Source organism: Staphylococcus sp. FW104-15G4D, assembly GCF_058790135.1.
The window spans coordinates 874,309-888,132 of the sequence record NZ_JBYTCH010000001.1 but is presented as its reverse complement, the minus strand read 5'-3'; the positions used below and the strand labels follow the sequence as shown (position 1 = coordinate 888,132).

Genomic DNA, 13,824 nt, shown 5'->3' with positions numbered 1-13,824 from the left:
AAAATAAATAACCGCTTCTAAAGTAAGAACAGGTTATAGGAAATCCTATAGCCTGTTCTTTTTTTATTTAATCAATTTATATAAAGCTTGTTGTGCATGCTGGTTTGCTTCTATATTTTTATCTCTAGGAACCCATTTAACAAACATTAAATCAAAACTTTGTTCGAGAATTTCCATATTATCATAATAAGGTTTAAATTTAGCATTTTTTACACGACCACTATTAACACTATCTTCAATTAATTTTGAATCAGTATGAAGTAGGGCGTTTCTAACATTGAGCTCTCTTGCATGTTCTAACGCATAAATCATTGCTGCCCATTCCGCACTATGATTATCTAACTCTCCTAAATCATGAGTAAACACGTGACGTTCAGATTCTTCTTTAATTACAACTGCACATGCACTTCTACCCGGATTACCTTTAGTTGCAGCATCAAAGTATATTTTTGCCATCTCATATACACCTTCGTTTGTAAGTTTGACTATATTGTAGCAAATTTATAAATAGACAGGTCAAATCATTTCTTTCCTGACTTTTTCTTGAAAATGATTACCTTTAAAGACTTGTTTTATACCTGTATATTGAGACAAGATCCTGAAAAAACGCGCACATAAAAAACTGTCAACAAAGTCCTTAGACTTTATCGACAGTCTCAATTAACTTAGTCCTTTAATAGGTCGACTAAGAATTAATAGCCTTCATCAAGTTTTTGAATCTTACCTTTGCGATAGAAAGATTTAGCAATGTAACCGAAAGGCACATTGAATATAGTTGAAATAAGTTTTAGTAGGTAAGTTGTTATAAATATTTCGAACACAGCCATATTAGGTAAAGTACCGGCAAATGCAATGATAACAAATAATGCTGTATCTATAATTGAACTTAAAATCGTACTACCATAAGCACGTATAATAAACGTTTTATCTGAGCTGAAAATCTTTTTAATCATTGAAAAGATAAACACATCTACATGTTGCCCGATAATATATGCAACGATTGAACCTAAAGCAATTCTAGGCACTAAATCAAAGATTGTTTTAAGCGCACCTTGAGCAGTATCTTCAGGTGCAGGTATAAAGTGTAAAGACATTTGCATTACAATAATCATTACTAATGTTGAAGAAAAACCTAACCAAACGGCACGTTTTGCTACTTTTCTGCCGTAAATATCATTCAATATGTCTGTTGCAAGATAGATAGAAGCGAACATAACATTCCCTAATGTCGCCGAAATACCAAATATATGAACTGTCTTTATGACTTGAATATTAGCTATAATTGTTCCCATTGCTACCCATGCAATTAAACCATGCTTACCAAAAAAGCGATACATGAGAACCATTAAAATAAATGTAACTATAAACGAAGCTACACCAAAAATCTCATTAAACATCTTACATCCTCCTAAATTTTGTTAAAGCGGGTGTTTAGAAACCGCGAAAAAATAACCTAATTAGTTTACTTTAAAAAACAAAAATATGCAATAGCGTTACTAAAATTTACATAATACATACAACTCAATCAGCATTCTTTCTCAGTACCTTTTGCAACAAACTTCCAATAATTAAATATAAATTGATTATTTCAAAATACATCCCTAACAATGCTATAATACAAACATGTGAAATAAGAGATGTAACATTAATAAAGTATATAGCTAAAGGAAGTGGAGGCTATACTCACTTATTCAGAACAAAAAGCGATTAATAAAATCGACGAGCTCATGAACACTTATTGTTACCAATGCCCACTAAAAGCGCACAACAGAAAAACGCAAGGTAAAACACAAGCGCATCATTTTTGCATTAATGAGTGTTCAGTAGGTAAACAAATCAAACAAATAGGGAACGAGCTACAATAGGAGGACACCAATATGGAAATCGTAGCAATTTCAGAAACACCAAATCACAACACTATGAAAATTTCTTTAAGTGAACCACGTCAAGATAATTCTTCAACAACTTATACTTCTGCTAAAGAAGGGCAACCAGAATTTATTAATCGATTATTCGATATCGATGGCGTCAAATCTATTTTTTATGTGATGGACTTCATCTCAGTTGACAAAGAAGATGACGCAAACTGGGATGATTTATTACCACAAATTCAAGCAGCTTTTAATCATTAATATAAACGTTTTATTTAAAGGGGGGCTAAAAAATGGAGATTGTTCGTGTAGAACCTACTCCTAGTCCTAATACAATGAAAATTGTATTATCTGAAAAAAGAGAAGATAATCAATCCAATACTTATACTGAAGTAAGAGAAAATCAACCACAATTTATTAACGATCTTCTCAAACTTGAAGGCGTAAAATCCATCTTTTATGTGATGGATTTCCTAGCAATAGACAAACAACCAAAGGCCAATTGGGAAGACGTCTTACCTCAAATCACTTCAACACTTAATAATGAATCAAGCTATAATCAAGAACCTCAACCTGACGAACATTATGGTGAAGTTCGTGCGGAAGTTCTAATGTTTAAAGGGATACCTTATCAACTTAAGATTACAACAAATAAAGATGAACAACGTAAACAATTACCAGAAATTTATATCGATAAAATGCTAGAAGCCCAAAAAGAAAATGATAATGTAGTATTCTTGAGAAAATGGGAAGATTTCGGCATTCGATATGGTAATGTGGAAGAAGTAATGGAGAGCGTTTATGAAGAAGTTATCGCACTTTATCCCGAAGAACGCCTTGATTCGCTAGTTAAAGAAGCACTTGAAACTGATATTATAGTTCCAGAACAACATTATCAACATGTCACATTGGATGAGTATGAGTCAGCACAAGATTGGAAAGCACGTCTCAGAATGCTTAAGGCATTTCCAACACCTACATTTGATGATATCCCGTTGTTAGAAACAGCACTTAATGAAGAGAAAATCCCTTTAAGACGTGAAGCTGTTGTGCTACTAGGGATGATTGAAGATCCTAAAATTTTACCTTATATTTATCAAGGTCTTCACGATAAAAGTCCAGCTGTAAGAAGAACTGCTGGCGATTGCCTTAGTGACTTAGGTTTCAAAGAAGCTTTACCAGAAATGGAAAAAGCACTTGATGACCCTCAAAAAATCGTAAGATGGCGTGCAGCGATGTTTATTTTTGATGAGGGTAATGAGGAACAATTGGCATCACTAAAAGCACATGCAGACGATTCAGCGTATGAAGTCAAACTTCAAATAGAAATGGCTATCTCCAGAATAGAAAATGGAGATGAGGCTTTAGGTTCAGTTTGGAAACAAATTGCTAATCGGAAAAGATAACTTATTTAATGTTTAATAATAAATGACAAAAGAAGTATCAAGGAGTGTTAATATGAACGGCTATGAGTCTTATATGAGAGAATTAGCGCAACAAATGCGTTCTGAACTTACTGAAAATGGTTTCAAAAGTTTAGAAACTAGTGACGATGTGAAGGGTTACATGAATGACTTAAAAGATGATGAAACAACATTCGTTGTTATTAATTCAACATGTGGTTGTGCAGCAGGATTAGCTAGACCAGCTGCTGTAGCGGTTGCTGAACAAAACGAAGTGAAACCCACAAATAAAGTAACTGTTTTTGCAGGTCAGGATAAAGAAGCAACACAAACAATGCGTGAATACATCCAACAAGTGCCTTCTAGTCCTTCATATGCCTTGTTTAAAGGGCAAAACTTAGTTCACTTTATTCCACGTGAACATATTGAAGGCAGAGATATTAACGATATCGCAATGGATTTAAAAGACGCTTTTGATGACCATTGCCAATAATTTTTTAATTGTACTACCCCGAGTTACAGCATTTCACAATGTAACTCGGTTTTTTTATCCAAAAAAAGAAATTTGTCATCTTAAATAGCTCTCCCTATCAACAGTTAATGATTTCTAGTATAATATTCAGTAATATAATTTATTAATAATAACTAAAATAAAGTGATTTACTTAAAGGAGCTGTACATATGTATAATCCATTCGACAAAGCGTATCATAGCTTATGCGAAGAGGTATTAGAAATAGGTAATCAACGTGATGATCGTACTCATACTGGTACAATTTCTAAGTTTGGTCATCAATTAAGATTTGATTTATCAAAGGGGTTCCCTTTATTAACAACTAAAAAAGTTTCATTTAAATTAGTAGCTACAGAATTGTTGTGGTTTATTAAAGGTGATACAAACATACAATATTTACTTAAATATAATAATAATATATGGAACGAGTGGGCCTTCGAAAATTACGTTAATTCTGAAGACTATCAAGGACCTGACATGACTAACTTTGGACATCGTTCTCAAGAAGATCCAGAATTTAATGAGCAATATAAAGAAGAGATGAAAAAATTTAAAGAACGTATTCTAAATGATGATGAATTTGCTCGTCAATATGGTGATTTAGGTAATGTTTACGGTAAACAGTGGAGAGACTGGGAAGATAAAGATGGTAATCACTTCGATCAGCTAAAAACAGTAATTGAGCAAATTAAAACAAATCCTAATTCTCGACGTCATATTGTGTCTGCGTGGAATCCTACAGAGATTGAGACCATGGCGCTACCACCATGTCACACTATGTTCCAATTTTACGTTCAAGATGGTAAGTTAAGTTGCCAACTTTATCAACGTAGTGCTGACATTTTCTTAGGTGTACCTTTCAATATTGCGAGCTACGCCTTACTTACTCATCTCATCGCAAAAGAATGTGAACTTGAAGTAGGTGAATTTGTTCATACCTTCGGAGATGCACATATTTATTCAAACCATATGTCAGCTATTGAAACTCAACTTTCTCGTGAGAGTTACAAAGCACCGACATTACAGATAAATTCAGACAAATCCATTTTCGATATCAACTATGAAGATTTAGAAATTGTGGATTATGAATCACACCCTGCTATCAAAGCACCTATAGCGGTATAGATTGACTTACTTTATAAATAAAAATATAGAAATCTAATCATATTTACCATAAGAAAGGGGGAAGACGATGACTTTATCCATCCTCGTCGCACATGATAAACAAAGAGTTATCGGATATCAAAATCAATTACCTTGGCACCTTCCAAATGATTTAAAACACGTTAAACAATTATCAACTGGTCACACATTGGTAATGGGTAGAAAAACTTTCGAATCTATTGGGAAACCTTTACCTAATAGACGAAATGTTGTATTAACAAATAATCCTTCATTTAAACACGAAGGTGTCGATGTCATTCATTCTATTGAAGAAATTAATAATATTCCTGGACAAGTATTTATTTTTGGTGGACAAACACTTTTCGAAGAAATGATAGATAAAGTTGATGACATGTATATCACTGTTGTCGACGGTAAGTTCCAAGGAGATACATTCTTCCCTCCTTATACATTTGAAGATTGGGAAGTTGAGAGTTCTGTTGAAGGACAATTAGATGAAAAAAATACTATTCCGCATACATTTTTACATTTAGTGCGCAGAAATGACCAATAGGAGGCTATTTATGACTAAACAAGTTATCGTCACGGATTCCACCTCTGATTTATCACATGAATACTTAAAGAAACATGATATTCACGTTATTCCTTTAAGTATCACTATTGATGGTAATTCTTATACTGATCAAGAAGACATTTCTTCTAAAGAATATATTGAATATATCGAGGCAGATGCAGACGTCAAAACGAGTCAACCGCCCATCGGTAAATTTATAGAAAAATATGAAGAGTTAATTAAAGAAGATGTAGAGATTATTAGCATACATCTATCTTCAGGTCTGAGTGGTACTTATAATACTGCCGTTCAAGCTAGTCAAATGGTAGGCGGTAAAATTACTGTTATCGATTCTAAATCAATTTCATATGGCTTAGGTTATCAAATTGAGCACATCGTTGATTTAGTTGAAAAGGGAACACCTACAACTGACATTGTTGAAAGTGTCGACAAACTACGCGATAATATTCAACTTTTCGTAGTCATAGGGCAATTGAATCAACTTATTAAGGGCGGACGTATTAGTAAAACTAAAGGTTTAATAGGGAATATTATGAAGATTAAACCCATAGGTACATTAAATGAGGGAAAATTAGAACTTGTTCATAATGCTAGAACTCAAAAATCTAGCATTCAATATTTAAAGAAAGAAATAACTGAATTTATTGAAAATCATAATGTTAAATCAATAGGTGTTGCTCATGCGAATGTGATTGAATTTGTTGATAAACTCAAAAAGTCATTTAGCGATGCTTTTCATTTTGATCAATTTGATGTCAACGTCACAACTCCAGTTATTTCAACTCACACAGGTCAAGGTGCTATTGGTCTAGTTGTACTTAGAGATTAATTCTTTAGGATAAACTCTAGCTATTTAATGTTGAGTAAAATACTTTAAATTACATGGTGTTTAGCGTAAATTATTAAAAAAGAGACAACTTAAGGAGGTACTACTATGGCATATGCAACGCTTGCAGGAGGTTGTTTCTGGTGTATGGTAAAACCATTTACTTCTTACCCAGGAATAAAATCTGTCGTTTCAGGATATAGTGGTGGTCACGTTGAGAATCCCACTTATGAACAAGTCTGTACGAATCAAACTGGTCACGTTGAAGCTGTACAAATTGAATACGATCCTGAAATTACTTCCTTCGAAAATATATTAGATGTTTACTTTAAAACATTCGACCCCACAGATGATGGTGGTCAGTTCTTCGATAGAGGTGAAAGTTATCAGCCAGTAATCTTTTATCATGATGATAATCAGAAAAAGGCAGCTGAATTGAAAAAACAACAAATTGAAGAGCAAGGTATATTTAATAAACCTGTCATCACACCAATCAAACCTTATAAAAACTTCTACCCTGCTGAAGATTATCACCAAGACTATTATGAGAAAAATCCATTGCATTATGAGCAATACCAACGTGGATCTGGCAGAAAAGCATTTATAGAATCACATTGGGGGTCTCAAAATGATTAAGAAAAATAAAGATGAATTGAATGAAATGGAATATCTTGTCACTCAAGAAAATGGCACAGAACCACCATTCCAAAATGAATATTGGAATCATTTTGATAAGGGTATTTATGTTGATAAATTATCTGGTAAACCTTTATTCACATCAGAAGAAAAATTTGAATCTAACTGTGGTTGGCCAAGTTTCTCCAAAGCATTAAATGATGATGAAATCATTGAACTCGTTGATAAATCTTTTGGTATGATAAGAACTGAAGTACGTTCTGAAGATGCTAATAGTCATTTAGGACATGTATTCAATGACGGTCCGAAGGAAACCGGTGGTCTACGCTATTGTATTAATTCAGCAGCTATTCAATTTATTCCATATGAAAAGTTAGAAGAACTTGGATATGGTGATTTAATTCCACACTTTGAAAAATAGGAGTGAACAACAATGTTTAAAAAATTATTCGGAAAAGGCAAAGAAATCAATAAAGATATTAAAATATACGCACCGTTAACAGGTGAATATGTGAAAATTGAAGATATTCCTGACCCTGTATTTGCACAAAAAATGATGGGTGAGGGTTTTGGTATAAATCCTACAGAAGGTGAAGTCGTTGCACCAATTGAAGGCAAGGTCGACAATGTCTTCCCAACAAAGCATGCTGTAGGACTTAAAGCAGACAATGGATTAGAACTACTCGTACACATTGGTCTAGATACTGTTCAACTTGATGGTGAAGGCTTTGAAGCATTAGTCGAAAGTGGTGACACTGTGAAGGTAGGCGACCCACTTATTCGTTTTGATTTAGAATATATTAAAAATAATGCTAAATCAGTCATTTCACCAATTATTATCACAAATTCTGACCAAACTGAGTCTATTCATTTAGAAGATGTAGAAGCAGTTGTTAAAGGCGAGACTCAAGTTATTGATGTGACTGTAAGCTAATGGTTAAAAATTACTCATTCTATCAATTTGTTATGACTGTTCGTGGTCGTAAAGACGATAAAGGGGAATTAGCTGAGCAAATCTTTGATGACCTTGCATTTCCTAAACATGAAGATGACTTCAACGTCCTTTCAGAGTACATTGAAACTCAAAGTGAGTTTACTGTACCCATGTATGTCTTTGATGATTTATACGAAGAGTATACTGAATGGTTAAAATTTTAAAATTAAACAAAGTTTTTACTAATAAAAAAAGGGAGTGAACTTTGTGTTCAAACGATTAAAGTTGAATACTATTTCACTCCCACATTTTTGTTTGATTTTGTATATAAATTAAAGCCATCATTTACATATGTTAGCATGATTCTCAATTTTTCAAATTAATTTAAGATACATCTTACGACTCATGTATATGAAACATAGTTATATAATAATGAAGAGTAGTCCTCGCTTAATTTGCTTCACAGTTGGAGAAGTTGTCTATTTTATATATTTTCTAACTTCATTTTCATAAAAAAGGGAGAACTAAGAGCATATACATAATGATTAATATAAATTTAGCAAGTACAAGGGATGTGATAAAGTGAGTAATGATTCAGAACGTAATGATGCACAACAACAAGACGACGAAAGTCAATCAAATTCTCAAAATAAAAACAAACAAGTAAGATTTAAAATTTGGCAGTTTCTGTTGATTCTTCTTGGAGTTATTTTAATAACAGCAGGAATCACTGTGGCCGCGACGATATTGATTAGTCATAAGATGAGCGGACTCAATAAAGATCAACGTGCAGATTTAAAAAAGATAGAATATGTATATAAGACGCTAAATAAAGATTATTATAAAAAGCAAGATTCAGATAAATTAACACAATCAGCAATTGATGGAATGGTTAAAGAATTAAAGGATCCATATTCAGAATATATGACTTCTGAGGAAACTAAACAATTCAATGAAGGTGTGTCAGGAGATTTCGTTGGTATTGGCGCAGAAATGCAGAAGAAAAATGATCAAATTAGTATTACCAGTCCAATGAAAGACTCACCAGCTGAAAAAGCAGGAATACAACCGAAAGATGTCGTAACGAAAGTTAATGGTAAATCTGTTGAAGGCAAACCATTAGACCAAGTCGTAAAACTAGTCAGAGGTAAAAAAGGTACTAAAGTAACTTTAACTATCAAACGAGGTTCTCAAGAAAAAGACATTAAGATTAAACGTGATACGATTCATGTTAAGAGTGTCGAATACGAGAAAAAAGGCAACGTTGGTGTCTTTACTATTAATAAATTCCAAAGTAATACATCTGGAGAATTAAAATCTGCAATTATCAAGGCACACAAACAAGGTGTACGTAAAATAGTATTAGATTTACGTAACAATCCTGGTGGTCTTCTAGACGAAGCTGTTAAAATGGCGAACATCTTTATCGATAAAGGAAAAACAGTTGTTCAATTAGAAAAAGGCGATGATAAGGAGCAATTGAAAACATCAAATGATTCGTTGAAACAAGCAAAAGATATGGATGTTTCTATCTTAGTAAATGATGGTTCAGCAAGTGCATCAGAAGTCTTTACAGGTGCTATGAAAGATTATCATAAAGCTAAGGTTTATGGCTCTAAAACATTTGGTAAAGGAATTGTACAAACTACACGTGAATTCGGTGATGGTTCATTACTAAAATATACTGAAATGAAATGGTTAACACCTGATGGTCATTATATTCATGGTAAAGGTATTCAACCGGACAGTAAAATAGCTACACCTAAATATCAATCTCTTAACGTTATACCTAATAATAAAACTTATCATTTAGGTGACGAGAATAAGAATGTTAAAACGATGAAAATTGGACTCACAGCCTTAGGTTATAAAGTGAATAATGAGTCTAACCAATTTGATTCAGAATTAGAATCTGCAATTAAATCCTTCCAGAAAGACAATCATTTGGAAGTAACCGGAAAATTTGATAAAAAGACAAATGATAAATTCACTCAAGAATTAGTTGAAAAGTCAAATAAACATGATACTGTATTAGACAAATTACTTAAAAAACTTAAGTAAGATATTGTTTGAAAAGTAAATATAGGTTTGATTAAATCTTATTTATATGACTTAAAGTACTATTAGAGAGAATGTATCGCTCATTTATTTAATACAATCTATATAATAGTTAGCGACTTTAGTTATATAAGTTTAAAATACGCCTCATTTGTTAAATTATATAAGAAATGGGGCGTATCATTTTTTTAATACTATAAAAAAGAGGTGTTTTGGCAAGATGATTAGAACAGCAACAAAAAATGATTTACCTGTAATTGAAAAACTCGTTGATGAAGCAAAAGAAAAAATGAAAGAATTTAATAATAATCAATGGGACGATAAATACCCTGTAACCGAACATTTTGAGAAAGACATCGAAACCGAAACACTTTATGTATTGGATGTAGATAGTAAAATTTACGGTTTTATTGTTATCGACCAAACACAATCAGAGTGGTATGATGACATTGAATGGCCAGTTAATCGTGAAGGTGCTTATGTTATCCATAGATTAGCTGGATCAAAAGATTATAAAGGTGCAGCAACTGAACTTTTCCAATTTGCGGTAGATTTAACAGAGGAACATGGCATACATGTTATTCTTACTGACACGTTTGCGCTAAATAAACCCGCGCAAAATCTTTTTGAGAAATTTGGATTTACTAAAGCTGGAGAAGCAGAAATGGATTATCATCCTTTCGATAGAGGCGCACCATTTTACGCTTATTATAAAAAAATATAGGAATAGAGGTTGTAACTATGTCGAAAATTGCATTTACCGGTGGAGGAACAGTAGGACACGTATCTGTTAACTTGAGTCTTATTCCTACTGCTGTGGAAAAAGGTCATGAAGCGTTTTATATCGGTTCTAAACAAGGAATTGAAAGAGAGATGATTGAATCTCAACTACCAGATATAAAATACTATCCTATTTCTAGTGGTAAATTACGTCGTTATTTATCATTTGAAAATGCTAAAGACGTTTTTAAAGTATTAAAAGGCGTGTTAGATGCACGTAAAATTCTAAAAAAACATAAACCTGATTTATTATTTTCAAAGGGCGGATTCGTAAGCGTTCCTGTGGTCATTGCAGCCCGCTCACTAAAAATACCTACAATCATCCACGAATCTGATTTAACACCAGGGCTTGCGAATAAAATCGCACTTAAATTCGCTAAAAAAATTTATACGACATTTGAAGATACACTTCAATATCTTCCTAAAGACAAAGCTGACTTTGTTGGCGCAACCGTTCGTGAGGATTTGAAACAAGGTAATAAAGAACGTGGTTATCAATTAACCGGTTTTAACACAGATAAAAAGGTCTTACTCGTCATGGGTGGTAGTCTTGGTAGTAAGAAACTCAATGAAACAATTCGTGAAAATCTAGAGGCCTTATTACATGATTATCAAATTATCCATTTAACTGGTAAAGGACTAGTTGATAACACTATTGATAAAAAAGGTTATGTTCAATATGAGTTTGTTAAAGATGATTTAACTGATTTATTAGCTATAACAGATACAGTAGTAAGTCGTGCCGGTGCAAATGCGATTTATGAATTCTTAACATTAAGAATACCTATGTTATTAATCCCATTAGGTTTAGATCAATCTCGTGGAGACCAAATTGATAACGCTAAAAACTTTTCATCGAAAGGCTATGGCCGATATACACTTGAAGATGAACTAACTCAAGTAGGTTTATTACAAGAGTTAAATGATATTGAAACAAATCGTGAAGATATCATTAAACAAATGAAAACATATAAAGAAAGTTACACTAAAGAAGATTTATTTGATAAAATTGTACATGATGCATTAAATAAGTAGGGGGCACCAAGCATGAACCGTTGGACGCGCATTTCATTACTCATTGTTTTCACACTCGTTTTTGGGATAATCGCATTTTTCCATGAATCTCGTCTAGGAAAGTGGATTGATAATGAGGTTTATGATTTTATTTATGCATCAGAGAGTTTTATCACTACATCAATTATGCTAGGTGCGACTAAAATTGGTGAAGTTTGGGCCATGTTATGTCTATCACTCACACTTGTAGCATATTTAATGTTAAAACGTTATCAAATTGAAACATTATTCTTTGCTATAGCAATGGGTCTTTCAAGCATACTTAATCCTGTCCTTAAAAATATTTTCGACAGAGAACGTCCAACACTCCTACGTTTAATTGATATTTCTGGATTTAGCTTTCCTAGTGGACACGCAATGGGCGCAACCTCATACTTTGGAAGCATCATTTACATTTTAAATCGCCATGATTCAGGTATTTCTAAAGGTGTGTTAATAGGATTAAGTGCATTATTCATATTATTAATTTCAACATCAAGAGTCTATTTAGGCGTTCATTATCCTACTGATATTATTGCAGGTATTATTGGTGGCGCCTTTTGTATTGTACTATCGACACTTATCCTAAAGAAACAACTCGCCATATAAACCTTGCACGACAAATAATAACCTAACCACTGAAATGATTCTTAAAAAGAAGATTTCAGTGGTTTTTTTGTTTTAATGAGAATTTATTTATGCCTTCTTGAATGTAATTTTAATGTAAATAATATTTATCTAATATAAATATCTTTGTTTTATTTTTGAATAAATATAGACTATAAATGCTTTTATATAAGTGTTTATAGTCTTTTTGTTTTTGAAAAATAATAAACAAAAGTTTTTGATTTACGAAAACTTAATTTTGAAAAAAGTTTCCTTTAATAGAAAACTCTTATACTGAATTTGCGATTACATCTTCAAAGGAGCAAAGACATGATACAAATCAAGGATTTAAACAAAGTTTATGAAAATGGTAGTCACGCAGTTAAAGATTTTAATCTAGATATTCATGACAACGAATTTGTTGTATTTGTTGGACCATCGGGATGTGGGAAGTCTACGACCTTACGTATGATAGCAGGTCTAGAAGATATTAGTAAGGGAACAATTAGCATCGACGATAAAGTGATTAATGATTTACAGCCTAAAGATCGTAATATAGCTATGGTGTTTCAAAATTATGCACTTTATCCTCATATGACTGTTTATAAAAACTTAGCATTTGGATTAAAAATGCGTGGTATTAAAAAGAAAATTTATGATAAGAAGATTCAAGACGCTGCCAAAATATTAGAAATAGAAAATCTTCTTCAACGTAAACCCAAAGCATTATCCGGAGGCCAACGTCAACGTGTAGCGTTAGGACGAGCAATAGTGAGAGACGCACAAATTTTTTTAATGGATGAGCCACTTTCAAATTTAGATGCCAAATTAAGAAGTAACATGAGAAGTGAAATCATTAAAATACATAAAGAAATGAATGCAACAACAATCTATGTCACACATGATCAAACGGAAGCAATGACGATGGCCTCACGCATTGTGATACTAAATCAAGGAGAAATTCAACAAATTGGCACGCCAGAAGAAATCTACCGTCATCCAGTGAATGAATTTGTTGCAACATTTATAGGTAGCCCTTCGATGAATATTATCCCGTTAACTTATCATATGGACGCATGGTATTTCGACGCTCAAAAAGTTGCTGATCAATCTGTAGTACAACTTTCGTCACATTCACAATGTAGACTTGGTATTCGTCCTGAAGATTTGCATCTCATTACTAACGATGATTCGCGTGCATATCCTATTCAACTCACAAATTTAAAAATAGATTTAGTCGAATTGACGGGCTCTTACAAATTACTCCATTGTCATCATGACAATCATAAAATTGTAGCCGCTGTAGATAGTAACCTTAATTTTGAATTAGGACAAAACGTATCTTTCGGCATTCATTCGAAAGATGCACATTATTTCCATTCTGAGTCAGGTGAACGAATGAAAGAGGAGGTTGTATCGTGAGTAAAATCAAGCAACATGGAATT

Annotated in this window: 18 protein-coding genes; 16 read left to right on the top strand and 2 right to left on the bottom strand. The window is 32.8% G+C overall.

What is annotated here, in order from left to right; all coding sequences use genetic code 11:
- Positions 1 to 63: 63 nt before the first annotated feature.
- Together AC3WQX_RS04430 and AC3WQX_RS04425 are read right to left on the bottom strand one after the other, a co-directional pair.
- Entirely contained in the window at positions 64 to 456 is a 393-nt protein-coding gene (locus AC3WQX_RS04430; RefSeq protein ID WP_023350264.1) for a ribonuclease HI family protein, read from the bottom strand.
- A 236-nt stretch (positions 457 to 692) separates the two neighbouring features.
- Positions 693 to 1,397: a queuosine precursor transporter gene (locus AC3WQX_RS04425; RefSeq protein ID WP_002433951.1), complete on the bottom strand. Its 705-nt coding sequence runs from the start codon at positions 1,395 to 1,397 to the stop codon at positions 693 to 695.
- A 273-nt stretch (positions 1,398 to 1,670) separates the two neighbouring features.
- Between AC3WQX_RS04425 and AC3WQX_RS04420 the strand changes: the two genes are divergently transcribed.
- From AC3WQX_RS04420 to AC3WQX_RS04345, 16 genes are all read left to right on the top strand, one after another.
- Positions 1,671 to 1,865 carry a zinc-finger domain-containing protein gene (locus tag AC3WQX_RS04420; protein ID WP_023350266.1) on the top strand — a complete coding sequence of 65 codons (195 nt, stop codon included), beginning with the start codon at positions 1,671 to 1,673 and terminating at the stop codon, positions 1,863 to 1,865.
- 12 nt (positions 1,866 to 1,877) lie between these two features.
- Positions 1,878 to 2,132, top strand: a complete 255-nt coding sequence (locus AC3WQX_RS04415) for a NifU N-terminal domain-containing protein (RefSeq protein ID WP_002433917.1) — start codon at positions 1,878 to 1,880, stop codon at positions 2,130 to 2,132.
- A 32-nt stretch (positions 2,133 to 2,164) separates the two neighbouring features.
- Positions 2,165 to 3,277, top strand: coding sequence for a conserved virulence factor C family protein (locus tag AC3WQX_RS04410; RefSeq protein WP_023350267.1), 1,113 nt, complete (start codon positions 2,165 to 2,167; stop codon positions 3,275 to 3,277).
- A gap of 52 nt (positions 3,278 to 3,329) precedes the next feature.
- Positions 3,330 to 3,767 carry a bacilliredoxin BrxA gene (brxA, locus tag AC3WQX_RS04405; RefSeq protein ID WP_023350268.1) on the top strand — a complete coding sequence of 146 codons (438 nt, stop codon included), beginning with the start codon at positions 3,330 to 3,332 and terminating at the stop codon, positions 3,765 to 3,767.
- A gap of 188 nt (positions 3,768 to 3,955) precedes the next feature.
- The gene (locus AC3WQX_RS04400; protein WP_002433615.1) at positions 3,956 to 4,912 is read left to right on the top strand and encodes a thymidylate synthase; all 957 of its coding nucleotides are present in this window, start codon (positions 3,956 to 3,958) and stop codon (positions 4,910 to 4,912) included.
- 67 nt (positions 4,913 to 4,979) lie between these two features.
- Positions 4,980 to 5,465, top strand: a complete 486-nt coding sequence (locus tag AC3WQX_RS04395; RefSeq protein ID WP_023350269.1) for a dihydrofolate reductase — start codon at positions 4,980 to 4,982, stop codon at positions 5,463 to 5,465.
- Positions 5,466 to 5,475: 10 nt separating this feature from the next.
- Positions 5,476 to 6,315 carry a fatty acid kinase binding subunit FakB2 gene (fakB2, locus tag AC3WQX_RS04390; protein WP_023350270.1) on the top strand — a complete coding sequence of 280 codons (840 nt, stop codon included), beginning with the start codon at positions 5,476 to 5,478 and terminating at the stop codon, positions 6,313 to 6,315.
- Between the two features lie 105 nt (positions 6,316 to 6,420).
- Positions 6,421 to 6,948: a peptide-methionine (S)-S-oxide reductase MsrA gene (msrA, locus tag AC3WQX_RS04385; protein WP_023350271.1), complete on the top strand. Its 528-nt coding sequence runs from the start codon at positions 6,421 to 6,423 to the stop codon at positions 6,946 to 6,948.
- The gene (gene msrB / locus AC3WQX_RS04380; RefSeq protein WP_002433862.1) at positions 6,941 to 7,369 is read left to right on the top strand and encodes a peptide-methionine (R)-S-oxide reductase MsrB; all 429 of its coding nucleotides are present in this window, start codon (positions 6,941 to 6,943) and stop codon (positions 7,367 to 7,369) included. Before msrA ends, msrB begins: the two co-directional genes overlap by 8 nt.
- Positions 7,370 to 7,381: 12 nt before the next feature.
- Positions 7,382 to 7,882 carry a PTS sugar transporter subunit IIA gene (locus tag AC3WQX_RS04375; RefSeq protein WP_492739851.1) on the top strand — a complete coding sequence of 167 codons (501 nt, stop codon included), beginning with the start codon at positions 7,382 to 7,384 and terminating at the stop codon, positions 7,880 to 7,882.
- The gene (locus AC3WQX_RS04370; protein WP_002433965.1) at positions 7,882 to 8,106 is read left to right on the top strand and encodes a YozE family protein; all 225 of its coding nucleotides are present in this window, start codon (positions 7,882 to 7,884) and stop codon (positions 8,104 to 8,106) included. Before AC3WQX_RS04375 ends, AC3WQX_RS04370 begins: the two co-directional genes overlap by 1 nt.
- Positions 8,107 to 8,464: 358 nt before the next feature.
- On the top strand, positions 8,465 to 9,943 hold the full coding sequence (locus tag AC3WQX_RS04365) for a S41 family peptidase (RefSeq protein ID WP_023350272.1): 1,479 nt from the start codon (positions 8,465 to 8,467) through the stop codon (positions 9,941 to 9,943).
- Between the two features lie 217 nt (positions 9,944 to 10,160).
- Complete coding sequence (locus tag AC3WQX_RS04360; RefSeq protein ID WP_023350273.1) at positions 10,161 to 10,664, top strand: GNAT family N-acetyltransferase; 504 nt, start codon at positions 10,161 to 10,163, stop codon at positions 10,662 to 10,664.
- 17 nt (positions 10,665 to 10,681) lie between these two features.
- A complete protein-coding gene (murG, locus tag AC3WQX_RS04355; RefSeq protein ID WP_002433989.1) occupies positions 10,682 to 11,755 on the top strand; it encodes an undecaprenyldiphospho-muramoylpentapeptide beta-N-acetylglucosaminyltransferase in 1,074 nt (357 codons plus the stop codon).
- 12 nt (positions 11,756 to 11,767) lie between these two features.
- Positions 11,768 to 12,382, top strand: coding sequence for a phosphatase PAP2 family protein (locus AC3WQX_RS04350; protein ID WP_002433679.1), 615 nt, complete (start codon positions 11,768 to 11,770; stop codon positions 12,380 to 12,382).
- Positions 12,383 to 12,709: 327 nt separating this feature from the next.
- On the top strand, positions 12,710 to 13,801 hold the full coding sequence (locus AC3WQX_RS04345; RefSeq protein ID WP_023350274.1) for an ABC transporter ATP-binding protein: 1,092 nt from the start codon (positions 12,710 to 12,712) through the stop codon (positions 13,799 to 13,801).
- Positions 13,802 to 13,824 lie beyond the last annotated feature (23 nt).